We start from the raw sequence: 18,964 nt of genomic DNA, 5'->3' as shown, positions 1-18,964 counted from the left end.
TCCTTCCTCCTAAGATTTAATCAATATAAATGACTCCTGTTTCACTTAAAATCTTCGCTTCATTTTTTGCATCACCAATCGTTTCTACTTTTATTTTTTCTGTATTTTTATCTTTCTTAAATCCTTTTAAATCCACTATTACGTCAGTCAACTTACTTTTAGCCGTAAGTTGTAAAGAAGTCGGAACCCCTTTATATCGTACGCCAATATCCCCTGATTTTGTTTCTATAAATAATGATTTTCCTTCTGTCATATCTTTCAACAATACTTCCCCAGATATTGAAGTGATGTTCATATTTGAGTTACTTACATTTGTTATATAGTTATCACCAGTCGTAGACTTTATATTTAATTCTTGTACTGAACTATCTTTTACAACTAACTCTCCACTTTGCGATATGAATTCACCTTTCTCGGCTGATAGCCCTGCAATCATTCCATCTCCAGACTTGCCTTTTGTCACAATACTTTTTACTACTATATCGTTTATTTTCACATCACCCGATTTATTATTTACTACAATTTTGTCTATTTCTTTCTTCGGAATAGCTATAGATATACTATTTTTCTTCCTAAACGTAAAACCATTAAAAAATTTGGTCACCTTTTGTTTTTGCTTAATCAAAATTTTATTTTCGTCATTTTCTATTTTGACGGGATCTATCTCTTTATCTACTTGTTGACCTTGAGCAGAAATTACTATTTTATTAGCGTCTGTACTTTTAAATTCAATATTCCAGTTTTCATTGTCTACTTCTATTTCTTTTATATTATTGATCTCAAAAGACTTTTCTTGCTTAAAATCTTTGCCCTGAAATACCTTAAAACCCAAAACCGCACTAGCAATTGTAATGAATAATATTGCAATTACTATTATTTTTTTCACCAGTCATACCCCAGTTCGTTTTTGTTTTAAGCCTTTTTCACGCTACATCAATTTTATCAATTTTACGATACGATAGATAACTAATAAAAATTCCTAATAAACAGAGTACAATTGGAATAAATATAAAATCATACATACTTACTTGACCGTTTCCAGGACCAACGTTACCGTTTATTAGCATCCCAATTATCACTGCAGAAGTAATCGTTGTCGGTGTCGATTTCTTTCTCATTCCAAAAAACAAAGGAATTAAACTTATACCCGATATCATAAATGCACTTATAATAGTAGTTGGAACGGTAGCTATTATTTCCCCCATCGTAACAGGTGTTTCAAGTATTCCTATTATTGGATTCATACAGAATATGAGCAAACTAATAATGAATGTTGCGATTATCGTGCTCACAAAGCAAAAACTAAAAACAATTGCTAATTTCGCTCTCATTAGCATTTTCCTTTGCAGTGGGTACATAAATAATAGCTGTATTGTTTTGTTCTTGTATTCATCAATCACTAAACGTGATAAAATAACCGATGCAAAAATAATAAATGTAATTCTAATAAAAATATTTGCTAAAGACATGTATTCCATATAGCTAGAGAACATCAAATCATCCTCTACTTTAGATCCCCATGCCATAAGACTTACCGCAGCAAAAATTGCTATAATACCAATCGCTACTCCTTTAAAATAACTAGATAATTTATGCTTTTTCCACTCGAGTTTCATTAATTTAAACATACAAACCACGCCTCCATTCTTTATATAACTGTCTCTACACTGCTAACATTCTAATTCCAGCAGTAACGAAGCTTAACATTCCTATCACTAGTAGAATTAACAACCATTTCCGCTCTGGCTTCCTATAATATAAAATCCCACTTATGAACATTACGACCAATCCACTTACTAGATTTACTAACAATCCATTAAGCATGAATGCCCTCTCCATCCATTACATTTAAGAAATATTCCTCTAAGGAACTATGTTTCTTATTAATACTTTCAATTTCCACATCGTTCATAATAAGCGCTTTTGAAATGGCTTGCTGCGTCACCTTCAATTCATACACACGAATCATATTTCCGCTCATTATTTTGTAATTTTTTATACCGAGTTTATCTTCTAAAATATAAGCTGCACGCTTCACATCAGGAACAGTGATTTCAATGTACTCTGTTTGTTTTCCGTTAATACTCTTCATTGAAACTTCTTTTATTAGTTTTCCATTTTGAATTACACCAATTGTATCCGCCATTTGTTCCATCTCGCCTAAAATATGGCTAGAGACTAATAACGTAATACCATATTCTTTGCAAAGCATTTTAAATAAGTCTCGTAACTCTTTAATACCAATTGGATCTAAACCGTTAATGGGTTCATCTAAAATGAGTAATTCTGGCTTTGTTACGATTGCCCTTGCAATACCGAGTCGTTGTTTCATTCCTAATGAAAAATCTTTTACTTTTTTATTATCTATACCTTGCAGCTTCACTAAATGTAAAGCATGGTCAATTTCATTTTTATCGTAATAGCCCATATATTCACAATGTAATTCTAAGTTTTCTTTCGCCGTTAATTTATCATAAAAGATTGGATATTCAATAATCGTCCCCATTCTCTTTAATACTTCATAAGATGTATCTGTTAACTTCTCACCGAAAATTTCAATCTCACCGCTCGTCGGTTTTATTAAATTTGTAATCATTTTCATAATCGTTGTTTTACCAGCACCATTCGGTCCTAAGAAGCCGTATATCTCTCCTTTTTTCACATGCATGTTAACGCTAGAAATAACTTCTTTTCCTTTAAACACTTTCGTTAACTGATTCGTTTTTAATATATAGGTCATATCACTTTCCCCTTTCGCACTACTTTATATTTCTATAATAGACAACGGAAATCTCTTTTTTCTTACCCGTTTCTTACAAATTCCTTACGCTGCAAAAAAGCTTGTAGAATCTACTTCTCTACAAGCTAAAACTGCATCTTTTTTAATGCAACTGTAAAAATTGTTTTTTCATACGGCTTACTAGAAAGATGAATTTTTCCATCCATCGCTTCTACAAGCCTTTTCGTAATCGTTAAACCTAGACCGCTTCCTTGGTACAATCTATTTCTGGAATCTTCAAGTGTGTACATACGCTCAAACACTTTATCAATATGAGATTCATCAATTCCTTTTCCTGTATCCCATACATCTATATACACATTCGTTTCATCATCTCTTAACGTCATACCAAGTGTCTTTCCATCGTCTCCATATGTAATCGCATTTGATATTAAATTGTTCAATACCCTGCCTAATACTTCTACATTTCCAAGTGCATATATATTTCTTTCTGGTATATCAATATGAACATGAAAACCTTTCGACGTCACTAAATCATAAAAAGATAAAATCTTCTCTCGACAAACTTCATTCATATTTACTTTTGTCATCTCAATTGCCTTGTCACCAGATTCTAACTTTGCTAGATCAAAAAACTTATGAATTAGTTCCATCACTTCTAGTGTTTTCACATGCACCTTTTCAAGTAATATTTGTTGTTCTTCTTTATTTATCGTTTTATCCCTATTTAACATTTCTGTATATCCAAGAATAACTGTTAGCGGTGTTTTCAAGTCATGTGAAATATTTGAAAGCATTTTTCTCATCGAAATTTCTACTTTCGCATGATCAGCATTCGTTTTCTGTTTCGCATCTAACAATTGATTAATTGCCACTAACAATTTTTGCAATTCCAGATCATCTGTCATAACAAGTAACTTCTCGCCTGTTTTTTCATTTACAATACTTTCTAACTTTTCATATGTGTATCGCAAATTTTTGCTACTATTTTTCCTCATTTTATATTGTATATAAATGACACATAACAATATAAAAATAATACCTATTAACAAATTAATCATATTACATCACTTCCAGCTTATAGCCGATGCCCCATAACGTTTTAATATATTCTGGATTAGATGGATCACTTTCGATTTTCTCACGCAACCTTCTCATATGAACATTAATAACGTTATCGTCACCGTAATACTCTTCGTTCCAAATTAATGTATATATTTGCGCTTTTGTAAATACACGATTTTGATTCTTTACAAACAGTTTTAAAATCTCAAATTCTTTTAAAGTCAGTTTCAGAGGCTTCCCGTTTTTTTCCACAGTAAAATTAATTGGATCAATCGTTAAATCACCAATTTGAATCGTCTTTTCTGTTGTTTCTGTAGCCGAATATTTCGTAGACCTGCGAATACCTGCTTTTACACGCGCCGCCAATTCAATCATAGAAAATGGCTTGCAAATGTAATCATCTGCTCCAAGTCCTAATCCAACAGCTTTATCAACATCTGTATCTTTTGCTGACATCATTAAAATCGGTACTGCACTTTTTTCACGAATAATACGTACAACTTCTAATCCGTCTAACTTCGGCATCATAATGTCGAGGATAATCAAATCAAATGAACCTTTTAAATATGTGTTTACCCCTTCTTCCCCATCAGATGCGATTGTAACTTGAAAGCCCTCTTTTATTAAATACTTTTCCACCATCTCTTGAATTGAGAGATCATCTTCAACTAATAAAATATGATGTGACATATGTCTATCCCCTTTTTACAAACGTTAACAATTCAATTGTATCGTAACTACTACAGACTTGAAACAAATATATGAATTTTCAAACCAACTTCCCTTCCTTCCTTAACAATGATATGATGAAATTCACTACGATTGTTCATAATTAACTTTATATAAAGGAGACTTATCATGTCAGAAAATAAAAAAGTAAGCTTAGCTGATTTAATGCGCGAACAACTTGCAAAGAAAAAGCAAGGTAACGGTAATGGTCAAAATGCCAAAAACCAAAGCCAAGAAACAAAAAAATTACAAAACCAACAAACGAAAAAGACAAACAACCAACGTAGACGTACAGGTGTATAAATGAACGGACAAAAACGTTCTAATATCGCACCCGGCCTTGAAGTTGATATTGTATTAAAACAAGATCAACGCACCGGCAAATTAACACGTGGAATTGTAAAAGATATTTTAACGAACTCCTCTTCTCATCCGCATGGCATTAAAGTGCGATTGCAGGACGGGCAAGTCGGTAGAGTACAAAATATCGTTCAATAAGAAAAGGAGCTCAAGTAAACTCGAGCTCCTTTTCTTTATTACCCTTTAATTTTCTCGATGAAAACTACTTTTAAATAGTCTCCTTCTTTAAATTGATCAATTGTACGGAAATCTTCTGGTAAAGAATGTTCTTCTAATATTTTATATTTACCATTCATTTCTTTAAAGGCCGTATCAATAAAGCCTTTAAACTTTTTCATATCGAATGCACTACAATTTGTAGAAGCAACGATAATACCGTTATTTTCTGTAATGGCAATTGTTTCTTTTAATAAATTTTTATAATCTTTTGCTGCACTAAATGTATATTTTTTTGAACGCGCAAAGCTTGGAGGGTCAAGTACGACCATATCAAATTTCATTTTTTTCTTCGCTGCATATTTGAAGTAAAGAAATACATCTTCTACAATGATATCTTGCGCTTCATAATCAACTTCATTTACACTAAACTGCTCAATCGTTTTACTTAAACTACGATTTGCAAGGTCGACACTCGTCGTTTTGCTCGCTCCGCCAAGCGCTGCAAATACAGAAAAAGCACCTGTATAAGAGAACATATTTAACACGGTTCTTCCCTTCGCATATTTATCACGAATTTGTTTTCGCACGTTACGTTGATCTAAAAATACCCCAACCATCGCTCCGTCATTTAAATAAACAGCGAAGTTCACACCATTCTCTTTTACGATAAGTGGGAACTCACCGCGCTCTCCTGCTACGAAATCATCGCCTTCAATGTATTTCCCTTTCGTATCAAAACGCTTCTTCTCATAAATACCTTTAAAGTTTGCTACTTTTTGAAGAGCTGCTATAATCTCATCTCTGAAAGTATAAATCCCTTCGCTATACCAGCTCACTACATAATAACCGTCATAATAATCGATGATTAAGCCGCCAAGACCATCACCTTCACCGTTTAGGGCGCGGAATGCTGTCGTATCACTTGATTTGTAAAATTGCTTTCGTTTATGTAAGGCAGATTTTATTTTACTTTCAAAGAAAGATTGATTAATTTGTTCACTCTCTTTTCTCGTTAAAATCCAACCGTAACCTTTATTTTGTTTTCCATAATAACCTTTTCCGACAAAGTTGTTCTTCTCATCTACTACTTTGATGATTGTCCCTTCTTCACGAACATCGTTTAGATTTTGAATCGCATCTTTTAAAATAAGCGGGTATCCACTTTTAATTTCTTTTATAAATTTCGGTTTTATTTTTACAGTTACTTCTGATCGCATATAAAAACTTCCTTTCCATTTGCATGCTTTCTTTATAGGAAGCACTTAAAAAACGAGACTGAAAAACAGCCTCGTTTCACTATACCATATTATTGCTTTGCTAGTACAACTAGCTCATCCCCTGGCATAACAGCTATATATTTATACAATGTTGAAAAAGTAAGACTACCATCTCTATGGCGAATAAATAGTATTAAATCCTCTGAATCGATTTCTTCTTTATTAATCTTTTGTTCTTCTGCAACTTGTATCGTTTTAAACGTATAACCATCTTCAATTTTTCTATTTAATTCTTCATAAATTTCATTTTGACCAAACAGTAAATGAGCTTTTTTCGAAAGGGAAATGCGTTCTTGTTCAATCTTTTCCACATCATGGATTGGAAGTAAAAATGTATTATGATGTCCAAACTGCGGTACGTATGTATTTGCGACTAATACATTATAAGAATCCGTATCTGTAACTGCAATTAAGTATTCATACTGATTCATATCAACTTCAAATTGTAACTGTTCAGAGAGTACTTGACCATTATATGTATTAAGCCCTTTCACCTTTGCACATTGCAAATGCTCTTCTGATACATCTACAATTAAGCTCGGAATACCCATCTCTTTACAATGCAATGCAAAAGCAGATGAGAATGTACTCGCACCTGAAATTAAAATTCCTGGTGGCTCCGTATTCGCCAATCCTAATCTTTTCGCTAAAAATCCAATTGAAAATCCATGAGCACAAACGGTCGTAATAACGAGTGCAAATGTAAGTGCCGTTAATATAGAAGCATCTTTATAACCTTCTTGTAATAACTCCGTCGCAAAGTAACTTGAAACCGTTAATGCAACAATACCTCGCGGCGCAATCCATCCAACTAGCGCCCGTTCTGCTTTTGTTAACTCTGTGCCGATTGTCGATATCCAAATCGATAAAGGGCGTACAACAAATAGCATCATAAGTACGAAGCTTATAATAGGCCAGCTGAAAATCTCCATAATCGTTGTTCTTGGAAGGGATGCTGTTAATATAATAAAAACAGTCGACGTTAGTAGCACAGAAATATTTTCGTTAAAATGACGAATATCACCGATAGAAGAAATATATTTTTTCATCCGCGCAAGCGTAATCCCCATTACAGTTACAGCTAGCATACCTGTTTCATGCATCACTTCATCCGCAATGCCAAAGCATAACAGTACCGTAACTAGCAAAATTGGGGCTTTTAAATATTCTGGTACTTTTCCCTTTAAAATCATATAGCTCATAAAAATACTAAATACATAACCGAGTACCATTGCAAATAATGAACCTGCAAAGAAATACAACAACGTATGTAATTGTACATTTTCTTTCGTTAAGAAATTTACAATTTGAAAGGCGAATACAGCAAGTAAAGCTCCAAATGGATCAACGATAATCCCTTCCCATTTTAAAATTGCTGCTGTTCTTGGTTTTAATCGCGCTTGGCGTAACAACGGAATAATTACCGTTGGACCTGTCACAATAAAAAGTCCTCCAATAATAAATGCAACCGCCCAATCTAATCCAGCGACGTAATGAGCTGCAAGTGAGCCAGCAATCCACGCGATAAACGCACCAAACGTAACGATACGAAATACTGGTTTTGATAGCCCCCTCAGTTCACGTATATCTAAACTTAAACTACCCTCAAACAATATAATCGCAACAGAAAGTGATACGAGTGGACTAAAAACATCTCCAAGCACCTCTTTTGGATTAATAATACCGAAAACCGGACCAATTAATAATCCAGCAACTGCCATAACAACAATCGCAGGGAGCTGGAAGCGCCATGCAGTCCATTGTGAAGCAATACCTAACGTAATAATAATAACGATACTAAGTAAAAGTGATTCAACCATAATGCCCTCCTTGTTCATAGTATTGCGACAGCAAAGTATAAACCATACTTTACTTCTCTATATTTTCAATTAATTCTATTTACATAATATATAATCAAGTTAAATATATAGTCAACAGGAGGATACTATACTTACATAAAGTGAAACTTTAATCAGCCCCCACCTAACTTCTTCGCTTTCGCTAAATTTTGAGGTGGGGGTCTTACTGCCCGGCAAATAGCGGGATAAAAAATATTATCATAATTTGAGATTATCATTGACATTGATAATGATTTTCATTATCATTTAATGTATATGAATTCTCGAAAATAAAGGCTACACTTATAGGAGGAATAAACATGATTATTGTTACAAATACAGCTAAAATTACAAAGGGTAATGGACATAAATTAATTGATCGTTTTAATAAAGTAGGTCAAGTGGAAACAATGCCCGGCTTTTTAGGATTAGAAGTTCTTCTAACGCAAAATACAGTTGATTATGATGAAGTAACAATTAGCACACGCTGGAATGCAAAAGAAGATTTCCAAGGTTGGACGAAGAGCCCAGCATTTAAAGCTGCTCACTCCCATCAAGGCGGAATGCCAGATTATATTCTTGATAATAAAATCTCTTACTATGATGTAAAAGTTGTACGTATGCCAATGGCTGCAGCACAGTAAACATATTTCTTTTTTAAAGTATAGAATAGGAGAAGTGTTACCACTTCTCCTATTCTATACTTTTTTTACTGTCTTTTTACTAGTTTCGCATGTACGACTAACCTTCCTGCTTCCGGATCGAGTGCATAGTCACACGTCGAAAGTGTTACAATTTGATCACTTGCTGTTACTGTTGTATCCGTTTTATACAACGATTTTTCTTGAATTTTCTCCAAAAATGATGTGTATTCCGTATCACTGCTAAAATCCGTTTCAATGTAATAAAAATCAGTTGTTGTTGTATACACCGAGAACACTTCAAGATCATATCCTTCAAATAATGTATCGTAATATAATTTACGATGTGACATAAAGAAATCTTCATCTAACATTTTCTTTAAACTTCCAAACATAGAACCATCTTTCATACGGTGACCATATAAAATAGTATTTCGATTTTGAGATTTCACATCATTACGATAGTCCATAAAGATGCTTCCTGCTCTCATATCTTCCCCTTTATAATTACGAAATAAATAGTAATCATTGTCTTTCGCTTGAACGATTGGATAATTAATTTGTGTATCATCCATCGTAATCCAGCCAACTATTTCTTGGTTAATTTGCTGCAGAGCTTTGAACTGTTTACGTACTTCCCCGTCTTGTGATTGCTCTTCCATCGGACTTTTTTCATAAATATTTTGTGCTTCGGCCATTACTTTACGATTTTCATAGTAATCCATGAAAATATCACCTAATTCATATACTGAATAGAAAAAGGTACCTAAAAAAACAACTGTAAGTATTCGTTGAAAAAAAGAATTCTTCTTCCGTTCTTTTTTACTACTCAAATTATCACCTCAAAACGGATTGTTCGCATATTTAAATACCCATTGGGACCATATACAATCCTGTATCTTCATCTTGCTTTACAACGACATCTACACCGTATATCGCCTTTATCATACTTTCTGTCACAACGTCATCCGGCTTACCTTTCGTAACAATCTCGCCATCTTTCATAACGATGATGTGATCACTATAGCGAATTGCCTGATTAATATCGTGTAATACCATGACGATCGTCAATCCATGTACTTCATTTAACTCTTTTACTAACTCTAATATTTCAAGTTGATAATAAATATCTAAATAGGTTGTCGGTTCATCTAAAAAGAGTATTGGTGTTTTCTGAGCTAACGTCATGGCAATCCAAACACGTTGTCTTTCTCCACCAGATAAAGCATGAATTTCTTTATCACGTTTACTTAGTAAATTCGTACATGCTAAAGCCCTTTCGATCGCTTCTCTATCTTCATCCGTTTGCGAGGAAAAAATATTTTTATGAGGCATACGACCAAAACTTGTTAATTTCTCTACCGTCATATCTGCTGGTGCTTCATTTTGTTGATGGACAACGGCTAACTTTCTAGCAAACTCTTTCGGTTTATATTGGCTAATTGCTTTCCCATCTAGTATGACCTCTCCGCTACGAGGATCATGATTTCTTGACATCACGCCAAGTAATGTCGATTTCCCGCAACCATTTGGACCAATAATTGTTGTCACTTTACCAATTTCTATTTCACTACTAACCGACTTTAATCGATCCGTTACATTATCATACGAAAAGGTTACATTTTTAATTTCCATGAACTTTATCACTCTTTCTAAGCAAGAATATTAAGAATGGGCCACCAATGACTGCCATAATTGTTGCTGCTGGAATTTCATTAGGTGGCACAATTAACCTTCCAATCGTATCCGCCGTCAAAATTAATAACGCTCCTGCAAGAGCAGAAAATGGAATTAATACTTTATGATCTGAACCGACTAATTGCCTTGAAATATGCGGAACGAGTAATCCTACAAAAGCAATAACACCTGCAATCGCTGTTGATACTGCTGCTAAAAGTACTGCAATAGCAGAGATGATAAGACGAACTCTCGTCACGTGCAAACCTAAGTTTTTCGCAGTCTTATCTTGTAGCGATAATAAGTTACACCAAGCTCCTACAAACAGAGCAAGAACCAAACCAATTGTTCCATACGTAACCATTATTTCTACATCGCTCCACGTCTTCATCGTTATATTAGAAGTCGTCGTTTGCTTAATACTCTTAATGAAATATCCACAAATCGTAATGAACGATTCATTTAATCCAGTAAACATCGCATTAATAGCTATACCAACTAAAATAATACGAAGTGGACTTAACCCTGACTTCCATGAAAAGGCATAAACGAGATAACACGCAAACGCACCACCTAAAAAGGCGAATACTGGTGTCCAGAAAAAGAATTGCGGGAACAACGTTATAATAACAAGTGTCATAAAACTTGCTCCTGAAGATATCCCGATTACCCCAGCATCAGCGAGTGGGTTTTTCATAACAGCTTGAAAAAGCACACCTGAAACAGCAAGAGCTGCTCCAGTGAATAACGCAATAATAATACGCGGGAAACGTAAATCTTTAATGACCTCAACATCTTCATTTCCACCTGTAAATATCCCTTGTACAAGTTCAACAATACCTACTTCTAAACTCCCTTTCATCGCTGACAATGATGTCATAACGATAAGTAATGCAGTAACAATGAGGAAACTCCAAGTTTTTTTATTCATTTCACTCTTCCTTTATATGAAAATGCATCACGGATACATCATTTTTTTCAATTCATCTAACGCTTCGATTGCTGCTAAATTTCCTGTCGTTCCAAATAAACGCTCTTCTAAATCGTAAACACGATTATTTTTAACTGCAGCGAAGTGTTTCCAAATATCATTTGTTTTAAATTCTTTATCAAACATTTTTACAACTTCATCAGGCATACCATGAGCTGCTCGTAAAATAATATCCGGATCAGCTTTCTTTAAATACTCTGTATTAGAAGCTAAATATTCTACTTGTTCACCTTGTACAATATTTTTACCACCTAGTTGTTTCACTAAATCACCAATATAGGAATGCTCTGTTGCTACTAAATAACTCCCCGGCACCCCTAATAAAATAAGTACTGTCGGTTCTTTCTTTCCCTTTACTTCTTTTTGAATGCTAGCAACCTTTTTATCTAACTTCGTTACAACTGCTTCAGCTTGTTTCTCACGCCCATATTGCTTACCTAAATTACTAATGGCATTTTGCATATTTTTTAAACTAGTTAAGTCTACAAAGTTTGCTTTCATACCTACACCATCAAAAACTGGCTTTAATTCATATTCAAGTGTTGTAACAGATAATACTTCTGACGGCTTTAATGACTTTACCTTTTCCATATCAGGACTCATCGGATTCCCGACTTCAGGTAAACCTTTATATCGCTTCGGTAAGGTTTTAGAACTAGTTGGAACACCAACTAAATCTACCTCTAACGCATCCATAATTTCAGTAACAGCGACTGTCGTTGCAACAATTCGCTCTTTACTTTCACTCTTTACTTGCTTCGCGGTTTCTTTTTTAGGTGATGAGCACCCAGCTATACTCACTAATAAAATGATAGCCATTAGTACACTTGCAATTTTCTTCACTCTCAATCACCACTCCTTTCCAAACAATATGAAACAAGTCTTGATGCACGCGAACATGCATCAAGACTCCAAAAATTACAATCTACCTGCTCTATATTTACGAACTAGTAAAGCAAGTGAACCTAGCAGTAACATCATGTATAAACCAAGTTGTGCTGTATCTGCAGTTTTTGAGTTTTTCTCTTTTTTCGAATCATTATTTGTAGCTCCGTTTTTCTTTTTACCATCTGCATTTCGGTTAAAATCAGGAGTTCCTACTGTTTTTACATTATCTACTTTTGGTGTAGTTATTGGTTTTTTCGGTTCATTCTTTGGCTCTTCTTTTACCGTTCCTACAGCGCCAATCTTCGTCGTATCAAATTGAATTTGTACGTCGTAGAAATGATGGTAATTCATTGAATCGATATCTACTTTTACTTTTGCATTTAATTTTGCAAATAAATCATTAGCTTCAAATTCTACGACTCTTGTATTGGCAGCCTTATCTTCACTTACTACTTTTGCATCTGCAAATCCACCATTATTTTCTGTTTGGAACTTCGTAATCCAGTCACTATTTTTCAGTGTCATTGCAACATACTTCTTGCCATCTTTCACTGTTAATCTTGCTGGACTTACAACATATTGATTCATCATTGAAATTTCTTCTGTCTTATCTTTTAACACTTTAAAAGCAATATCGTACTGACCATCTTTTAAATTTTTCGGATCAACTGTTGGGTTTTCATTTAGATTATTCGTTCCATCTTGGTTGTTACTTCCACCTTGGTTGTCGTTTCCGCCTTGGTTGTCGCTTCCGATTTGATTACCATTACCATCTTGGTTAGTATCTCCACCTTGGTTACCTAAAGCTTTAATACTTCCTTTATCGAATGCAAATTGAATATCATAGAAATGATGATAATTCATTGCATCGATATCTACCTTCACTTTTGCATTTAACTTTTTCGATAAATCAGCTACTTCCACTTCTACTACTCTTGTATCTTTCTCTTTATTTGTACCTAATACTTGCGCATCGACGAACGCACCATTCTTTTCAAACTCAAACTTCGTAATCCATGAGCTATTTGTTAATGTGAAGGATACATATTTCTTTCCATCTTTCACTTTTAATACACCTGGATTCTTCGTATATGTGTTCATCATTGAAATTTCTTCTGTTTTATCTTTTAACACTTTAAAACCGATACTGTATTCACCGTCTTTAAGAGCGTTTGGATCAATTGCTGTGTTATCGTCTTGGCTGTCGTTTCCGCCTTGGTTGTTGTTTCCACCTTGGTTGTCATTTTCACCTTGGTTGTCGTTTCCACCTTGGTTGTCGTTTCCACCTTGGTTGTCGTTTCCGCCTTGGTTGTCGTTTCCGCCTTGGTTGTTGTTTCCACCTTGGTTGTCTAACGGTTTAATGCTACCTTTATCAAATGCAAATTGAATGTCATAGAAATGGTGATAATTCATTGAATCGATATCTACTTTTACTTTTGCATTTAACTTTTTCGATAAATCTGGTACTTCTACTTCAACTACACGTGTATCAGCTTTTTTATCTTCACTTATTACATTTGCATCAACAAACGAACCATTTTTCTCAAATTCAAATTTTGTAATCCAAGAACTGTTCGTTAACGTAAATGATACATACTTCTTACCATCTTTTACTTTTAGCACACCTGGACTTTTTGTATATGTGTTCATCATTGAAATTTCGTCTGTTTGATCTTTTAACGCTTTAAAATTGATGCTGTATTCACCATCTTTAATTGTTTCAGCATCTGGTTTTTTATTTTCATCTGGTTTTTCTACTTCCGGTTTTTCTACTTCTGGTTGTTTCTCTTCATTTTTAATTTGTTCAAGTTTATCTTGTTCAAATAAAAGTTGTACATCATGCGTTTGTTTATAATTTCTTGATGCCATCTCAATAAATACTTTTGTATTTAGTTTTTTTGATAAATCAGCTACTTCGAACTCTACTACTCTTGTATCTTTTTCTTTATTTTCACTCACTACTTTTGCGTCAACAAATGCACCATCTTTTTCCGTTTGGAAATTTTTAATTAATGAGCTACTTTTTAACGTTACAACCGCTTTTTTCTTACCATTTTCTACTTTCAATACTCCTGGATTTTCCATGTAACTATTCATTTTAGATTCTTCATCTGTTTGATCTTTTAACACTTTGAAAGGAATGCTGTACGCACCATCTTCAATTGTGTTAGAATTTGGTTGTTGATCTGGGTCAGGCTTTTGGTCGGGCTTCTGACCTGGATCCGTAGTTTCATTTGGATCTGGCTTATTAGCTGGATCCTCTTTTTCATCTGGTTTTTCTACATGAATTGGTGTAATGCTATTTTGATCAAATGCAATACGAACATCATATTCATGATGATAGTTCAGAAAATCAATATCTACTTTTACTTTCGCTTTTAATATCTTCCCTACATCTTCCACATCGAATTCTACTACTCTTGTATCTTTTTCTTTATCTTCACTAATTACATTTGTCTCAACAAGTTGACCTGCTTTGTCTGTTTCAAATTTCGTAATCCATGAACTATTTTTTAATGTAAAGGACACTTTCTTTTTCCCATCCTTCACTTTTAAAGTTCCTGGACTTACAGAGTATTCATTCATCATGGATACTTCATCCGATGCATCTTTAAGAACTTTAAAATCCATTGAGTATTCGCCGTCAGCTAATTGAGTAGCCGCTTGAACTGCAAGTGGTTGTAGTGTTGATACGAATGTAAATATCATTAAAAACATAGTAACAACGATCTTAAGATACCTGTTCAATGAAATAACGCTCCTTTTTATTTATTTACTAAACTTCACGTTACGAATTAAGAAAACACCTGAAATAAGAATTAACACCGCAAATAATCCGATACGTGCTTCATCGCCTGTTTTAGGATTATCTGTTTTTTCAGCTTTACCATTTTCATTTTTTGTATCTTTATTTGTTTCTTTGTTCGCTTCTTTTGTTGTTTCTTTATTCTCTACTTTTGTTTTCTCTTCTTTGACTTGTGTACCTGTTTTCGTTTGATCATTGTTTTTTGTTGTAGCAGCCGCGCCGTTATCTCCACCTACAGCTTTTACATTTGCATCAAAAGCAAAACGAATTGTGTAGTGGTGGTCATAGTTTGCACTTGGTACGACAACATGAATTTTTACTCCTAATGGTTTTGATAAATCATCAATTTTAAATTCAACCGTTCTTTTATCAGCAGCCTCGTCCTTGCTAACTACTTTTGCATCAACAAAATTCCCGTTCTCAGGAGCTTTAAATTCTGTAATCCAAGCACTGTGATTCATTGGAACTTGAACTTTCATCTCACCATTTTTCACAACTAGCTTAGCTGGTTTTTCAAAATAATCATTTGCCATTGAAGCTGAATCATTTTCCGCTTTTTGAATGACATAGTTAATGTCATACGTACCGTCAGCTAGTTGTGCTGAAACTTTCCCATATGGCATGATAAGAAAAGCTAGCATACATACGAACGTTATAATAAAAGCGGGTAATACAGAAATCTTTCTCATTTGGCTTACTTCCTCCTTGTTTATCTTTCATCCCTACTTTTTTGAAAATGATAATTATTCTCATTTTGTTAGAAAAAAATAATAATCTTCTATCATTATTTAATTGTAGTTTATTTATGTAATGTAGATATTACTGATTATCATTCTCACTGTATGTTAAAAATAATACCCCTCCCTATTCTTTATAAAGAGCGATTCGTATTTTAACATAAGTCTCTATTTCTCGTTGATTATCATTCTCAATAAAGCTCAAAAAAAATAAAACTAACCATTTTTCTACTCTATCACCTCTATCTACCAAAATGATATCGTTATAGAAAATCTTATACCTTTCACTCCTCACTTTCCTTCCAATATTTCCACAACTAAGTCAATCTTAGCCTACTCATAATTTTTTTGTCAACTATATTACGTATAAAACTTTAAATATCTGAATTTCCTTATATATGGCTTTTTCTACAAAAAAAGAGGCTTTCTTTCATAGAAAGCCTCTTTTCTCTATTTTTCTACAGCAACTTCTTGCTTTTGAAACAATGAAATGACATATCCAATTACAATACCTACTAGAGCAGGAACGAACCAACCAATCCCAACACTATATAATGGAATTTTATTTAAAATTGGTGTTAATGCTGCAATCTCAAGATTTGCATTGTGTAATCCATCAAAGAAGCTAATCATGAATGCTCCTACAATACCACCTACATACATGACTAAAGGAAGACGAATATAGTTTTCAACCAGTGATAATATAATTAGCACGATACCAATTGGGTAAATTGCGATTAAGATTGGTAATGCTAATGCATTTAACTGAGTTAAACCAAGATTCGCTACCATAAATGCTAATACACAGAAAATGAAAACAACTTTTTGATAAGAAAACTTCGGTAATAAAGAAGAGAAATATTCTCCGCAAGCTGCGACAATCCCTACTGAAGTTGTTAAACATGCTGCTGAAATTGCGATTCCTAATAATAAAGTTCCGTAACTACCGAATAAATGATTTACAACGTTTGTTAAAATAATTCCGCCGTTTGCTCCCATTCCAAGAGAGACACTAGAAGCTCCAAGATAAGCAAGCGCTAAGTAAACGAGTAGTAAACCAAGTGCTGCAATAAACCCTGCAAAAATTGTTACTTTTGCAATGCTATTTTTATTTGTAATACCTTTTTCTTTTAACGCATGAATTACAACATTTCCGAATACAAGTGCTGCAAGTCCATCTAAAGTTAAATATCCGTCAATAAAACCTTTAAATAGCGGAGCACTATATGCTTCTGTTGGTGCACCAAATTCACCCATTGGTGTAATAAGTGCTTTCACTACAATAATTGCAATAACAGCTAATAAAATCGGAGTTAATACTTTACCGATGCGGCCCACTAATTTTGATGGGTTTAAAGCTAAATAAAAAGTTACAGCAAAGAAAATAAATGTAAAGATAACAAGTGGGTACGATTGACCAGCTATCTCACTTGATAAGAACGGTGCAACACTCATTTCATAAGCAACTGTTCCTGTACGCGGCACGCTTACGAATACACCTAAACATAAATAAATTGCAGTAATAAAAACTAGTGCGAATATAGGGTGTACACGCCCTGCTAACTCATTAATATCTCCCTTTAAAGCTATAACGATAACTCCTAATAAAGGCAATCCAACGCCTGTTACGACAAAACCAAACAACGCAATCCATACATCTGTTCCAGCGCCTTGTCCTAATGCTGGTGGAAAAATCATATTACCTGCACCGAAAAACAGTGCAAATAACATTAAACTTATTGCAAACATCTCAGAAAACTTTAAAGATGATTTCATTTCTACTAACCTCCTAATTTAAATTTAACAAAATATTCTGAATTAAAATCCGTCATATATCCTCTTTCAAGCATACTTCCCCGTAAAAGAACGCAAAAAACACCCGTCCCTAACAAAGGGACGAGTGTTGAAATCGTGGTTCCACCCTTATTCTAATAAAATGAATTTATAACGAAATAAGCTCATTTTATAGCTCGTGTAAATTGATAACGGTTTTATCCGCCAAGAATTACAATGCATTATACATGCAGTTCACTCTTGAAGTTTAGAGGTGGTAAGCTTGTCTTTTCGTATTAGGAAGCTCACAGCCTAAGGCTTCCCTCTCTGAGAATCGTAAAAAACAACTCATGTCCTCATCATTACTTTTATAAAATATCTTGTCGAAACTTGTTGTTTTTTATTATATGGGCTATTTTTTAAAAAATCAATAGTTTTATTTTTTCTGACAAAAAAATATAGGGAGAAAATTTTCCCTCCCTATAACTGCCCTATTAAAATTTCTAACTCTTCAGCTGTAACGCTCCGCCACTTTCCAACTTCAAGCTCATTTAGCTCTATATTCATAATGCGTACTCGCTTTAACTTTGTTACAGTAAACCCGAAAGCTCGACTCATTCTACGAATTTGTCTGTTCATTCCTTGCGTTAAAACGATGCGAAATGTAGACTGATCCACTCTCGTCACTTTACATGGCTTCGTCATTCCATCTTTAATCTTTACACCGCTGGACATCTCATTAATAAACCAATCTGTAAAAGGTTTATCAACTGTAACAACATATTCTTTCTCGTGCTCATGATCACCATGTAAAATTTGATTGGCAATCCCGCCGTCATTCGTTAATAAAATAAGTCCTTCTGACGCTTTATCTAATCGTCCAACAGGAAAGATACGCTCTGGGTAATTAATATAATCAATAATATTACCTTCAATATGATCCGCTGCTGTACAAGTAATGCCAACTGGCTTATGAAAGGCTATATACACCTTTTCTTTCTCTTCCTTTACAATAACCCGTCCATCAATCGTTACTACTACATCATCACTTACAATTGCACCGTGCGTACATATTTCGCCGTTAATAGCCACGCGCCCGGCTTTAATAAGGCGATCTGTTTCGCGTCTTGAACAGGATTTTGCTTCGCTTATGTATTGGTTGATTTTCATGTTTTATTCCTTTTCACATATATTAAAAGCGTCAATCTATGGCAATATCATTATGCCACGATTGACGCTCGTTTACTTCGCAAAAACAACTAAATAAATAACCCCAATCACCA

At 34.1% G+C, this 18,964-nt stretch carries 19 protein-coding genes and 1 other annotated feature; of the genes, 3 read left to right on the top strand and 16 right to left on the bottom strand.

What is annotated here, in order from left to right; translation table 11 throughout:
• Nucleotides 1-16 precede the first annotated feature (16 nt).
• The 6 genes from MR147_RS16905 to MR147_RS16880 form a co-directional block, all read right to left on the bottom strand.
• Nucleotides 17-886, bottom strand: a complete 870-nt coding sequence (locus MR147_RS16905; protein ID WP_074607613.1) for a DUF4097 family beta strand repeat-containing protein — start codon at nucleotides 884-886, stop codon at nucleotides 17-19.
• A 37-nt stretch (nucleotides 887-923) separates the two neighbouring features.
• Nucleotides 924-1,628 carry an ABC transporter permease gene (locus MR147_RS16900; protein WP_074607611.1) on the bottom strand — a complete coding sequence of 235 codons (705 nt, stop codon included), beginning with the start codon at nucleotides 1,626-1,628 and terminating at the stop codon, nucleotides 924-926.
• Between the two features lie 34 nt (nucleotides 1,629-1,662).
• On the bottom strand, nucleotides 1,663-1,824 hold the full coding sequence (locus MR147_RS16895; RefSeq protein ID WP_000931776.1) for a hypothetical protein: 162 nt from the start codon (nucleotides 1,822-1,824) through the stop codon (nucleotides 1,663-1,665).
• Nucleotides 1,817-2,740: an ABC transporter ATP-binding protein gene (locus tag MR147_RS16890; protein WP_000221097.1), complete on the bottom strand. Its 924-nt coding sequence runs from the start codon at nucleotides 2,738-2,740 to the stop codon at nucleotides 1,817-1,819. The genes MR147_RS16895 and MR147_RS16890 overlap by 8 nt, the downstream gene beginning before the upstream one ends.
• A 125-nt stretch (nucleotides 2,741-2,865) precedes the next feature.
• Nucleotides 2,866-3,801: a HAMP domain-containing histidine kinase gene (locus MR147_RS16885; RefSeq protein WP_074607609.1), complete on the bottom strand. Its 936-nt coding sequence runs from the start codon at nucleotides 3,799-3,801 to the stop codon at nucleotides 2,866-2,868.
• A gap of 1 nt (nucleotide 3,802) precedes the next feature.
• Nucleotides 3,803-4,495 (bottom strand): response regulator transcription factor, encoded by a 693-nt coding sequence (locus tag MR147_RS16880; RefSeq protein ID WP_074607607.1) that lies wholly within the window; start codon nucleotides 4,493-4,495, stop codon nucleotides 3,803-3,805.
• Nucleotides 4,496-4,663: 168 nt separating this feature from the next.
• Between MR147_RS16880 and MR147_RS16875 the strand changes: the two genes are divergently transcribed.
• Together MR147_RS16875 and MR147_RS16870 are read left to right on the top strand one after the other, a co-directional pair.
• A complete protein-coding gene (locus tag MR147_RS16875; RefSeq protein ID WP_001293578.1) occupies nucleotides 4,664-4,837 on the top strand; it encodes a hypothetical protein in 174 nt (57 codons plus the stop codon).
• A complete protein-coding gene (locus MR147_RS16870; RefSeq protein WP_074607606.1) occupies nucleotides 4,838-5,032 on the top strand; it encodes a YwbE family protein in 195 nt (64 codons plus the stop codon). It abuts the gene before it with no gap.
• Between the two features lie 38 nt (nucleotides 5,033-5,070).
• Here MR147_RS16870 and MR147_RS16865 read toward each other — a convergent pair whose 3' ends face one another.
• Nucleotides 5,071-6,270: a class I SAM-dependent rRNA methyltransferase gene (locus tag MR147_RS16865; protein WP_074607603.1), complete on the bottom strand. Its 1,200-nt coding sequence runs from the start codon at nucleotides 6,268-6,270 to the stop codon at nucleotides 5,071-5,073.
• A gap of 89 nt (nucleotides 6,271-6,359) precedes the next feature.
• Entirely contained in the window at nucleotides 6,360-8,150 is a 1,791-nt protein-coding gene (locus MR147_RS16860; RefSeq protein WP_000230341.1) for a cation:proton antiporter, read from the bottom strand.
• Nucleotides 8,151-8,488: 338 nt separating this feature from the next.
• Here MR147_RS16860 and isdG point away from each other — a divergent pair, with 338 nt between their 5' ends.
• A complete protein-coding gene (isdG, locus tag MR147_RS16855) occupies nucleotides 8,489-8,812 on the top strand; it encodes a heme oxygenase (protein WP_000587815.1) in 324 nt (107 codons plus the stop codon).
• 65 nt (nucleotides 8,813-8,877) lie between these two features.
• Here isdG and srtB read toward each other — a convergent pair whose 3' ends face one another.
• The 8 genes from srtB to MR147_RS16815 form a co-directional block, all read right to left on the bottom strand.
• Complete coding sequence (srtB, locus tag MR147_RS16850) at nucleotides 8,878-9,642, bottom strand: class B sortase (RefSeq protein WP_071736756.1); 765 nt, start codon at nucleotides 9,640-9,642, stop codon at nucleotides 8,878-8,880.
• Nucleotides 9,643-9,673: 31 nt separating this feature from the next.
• Nucleotides 9,674-10,444 carry an ABC transporter ATP-binding protein gene (locus MR147_RS16845; RefSeq protein ID WP_074610112.1) on the bottom strand — a complete coding sequence of 257 codons (771 nt, stop codon included), beginning with the start codon at nucleotides 10,442-10,444 and terminating at the stop codon, nucleotides 9,674-9,676.
• Nucleotides 10,434-11,417: a FecCD family ABC transporter permease gene (locus tag MR147_RS16840; RefSeq protein ID WP_074610110.1), complete on the bottom strand. Its 984-nt coding sequence runs from the start codon at nucleotides 11,415-11,417 to the stop codon at nucleotides 10,434-10,436. Before MR147_RS16840 ends, MR147_RS16845 begins: the two co-directional genes overlap by 11 nt.
• Before the next feature lie 27 nt (nucleotides 11,418-11,444).
• Nucleotides 11,445-12,326 (bottom strand): heme ABC transporter substrate-binding protein IsdE, encoded by an 882-nt coding sequence (gene isdE / locus MR147_RS16835; RefSeq protein WP_139302892.1) that lies wholly within the window; start codon nucleotides 12,324-12,326, stop codon nucleotides 11,445-11,447.
• Between the two features lie 69 nt (nucleotides 12,327-12,395).
• A complete protein-coding gene (locus MR147_RS16830; RefSeq protein WP_242304592.1) occupies nucleotides 12,396-15,083 on the bottom strand; it encodes an NEAT domain-containing protein in 2,688 nt (895 codons plus the stop codon).
• Nucleotides 15,084-15,134: 51 nt separating this feature from the next.
• Nucleotides 15,135-15,860, bottom strand: a complete 726-nt coding sequence (gene isdC / locus MR147_RS16825) for a heme uptake protein IsdC (protein WP_074610104.1) — start codon at nucleotides 15,858-15,860, stop codon at nucleotides 15,135-15,137.
• A 498-nt stretch (nucleotides 15,861-16,358) separates the two neighbouring features.
• The gene (gene brnQ6 / locus MR147_RS16820; protein ID WP_242304568.1) at nucleotides 16,359-17,684 is read right to left on the bottom strand and encodes a branched-chain amino acid transport system II carrier protein BrnQ6; all 1,326 of its coding nucleotides are present in this window, start codon (nucleotides 17,682-17,684) and stop codon (nucleotides 16,359-16,361) included.
• Nucleotides 17,685-17,797: 113 nt separating this feature from the next.
• Nucleotides 17,798-18,053, bottom strand: a binding site (T-box leader).
• Between the two features lie 108 nt (nucleotides 18,054-18,161).
• Entirely contained in the window at nucleotides 18,162-18,851 is a 690-nt protein-coding gene (locus MR147_RS16815) for a 23S rRNA pseudouridine(2604) synthase RluF (protein WP_074610099.1), read from the bottom strand.
• Between the last annotated feature and the right edge of the window lie 113 nt (nucleotides 18,852-18,964).

The sequence above is a fragment of the Bacillus cereus group sp. BfR-BA-01350 genome (assembly GCF_022663775.1).
Lineage (GTDB): Bacteria > Bacillota > Bacilli > Bacillales > Bacillaceae_G > Bacillus_A > Bacillus_A paranthracis.
Note: the sequence above shows the minus strand (reverse complement) of the source record. Positions and strands in the feature narration are given on the sequence as shown.

Bases quoted from the DNA above. Each gene is read 5' to 3' on its own strand.
- MR147_RS16900 (WP_074607611.1), bottom strand. From the start codon at position 1,628: ATGTTTAAATTAATGAAACTCGAGTGGAAAAAGCATAAATTATCTAGT.
- MR147_RS16895 (WP_000931776.1), bottom strand. From the start codon at position 1,824: ATGCTTAATGGATTGTTAGTAAATCTAGTAAGTGGATTGGTCGTAATG.
- MR147_RS16890 (WP_000221097.1), bottom strand. From the start codon at position 2,740: ATGACCTATATATTAAAAACGAATCAGTTAACGAAAGTGTTTAAAGGA.
- MR147_RS16885 (WP_074607609.1), bottom strand. From the start codon at position 3,801: ATGATTAATTTGTTAATAGGTATTATTTTTATATTGTTATGTGTCATT.
- MR147_RS16880 (WP_074607607.1), bottom strand. From the start codon at position 4,495: ATGTCACATCATATTTTATTAGTTGAAGATGATCTCTCAATTCAAGAG.
- MR147_RS16875 (WP_001293578.1), top strand. From the start codon at position 4,664: ATGTCAGAAAATAAAAAAGTAAGCTTAGCTGATTTAATGCGCGAACAA.
- MR147_RS16870 (WP_074607606.1), top strand. From the start codon at position 4,838: ATGAACGGACAAAAACGTTCTAATATCGCACCCGGCCTTGAAGTTGAT.
- MR147_RS16865 (WP_074607603.1), bottom strand. From the start codon at position 6,270: ATGCGATCAGAAGTAACTGTAAAAATAAAACCGAAATTTATAAAAGAA.
- MR147_RS16860 (WP_000230341.1), bottom strand. From the start codon at position 8,150: ATGGTTGAATCACTTTTACTTAGTATCGTTATTATTATTACGTTAGGT.
- isdG (WP_000587815.1), top strand. From the start codon at position 8,489: ATGATTATTGTTACAAATACAGCTAAAATTACAAAGGGTAATGGACAT.
- MR147_RS16845 (WP_074610112.1), bottom strand. From the start codon at position 10,444: ATGGAAATTAAAAATGTAACCTTTTCGTATGATAATGTAACGGATCGA.
- MR147_RS16840 (WP_074610110.1), bottom strand. From the start codon at position 11,417: ATGAATAAAAAAACTTGGAGTTTCCTCATTGTTACTGCATTACTTATC.
- MR147_RS16830 (WP_242304592.1), bottom strand. From the start codon at position 15,083: ATGTTTTTAATGATATTTACATTCGTATCAACACTACAACCACTTGCA.
- isdC (WP_074610104.1), bottom strand. From the start codon at position 15,860: ATGAGAAAGATTTCTGTATTACCCGCTTTTATTATAACGTTCGTATGT.
- brnQ6 (WP_242304568.1), bottom strand. From the start codon at position 17,684: ATGAAATCATCTTTAAAGTTTTCTGAGATGTTTGCAATAAGTTTAATG.
- MR147_RS16815 (WP_074610099.1), bottom strand. From the start codon at position 18,851: ATGAAAATCAACCAATACATAAGCGAAGCAAAATCCTGTTCAAGACGC.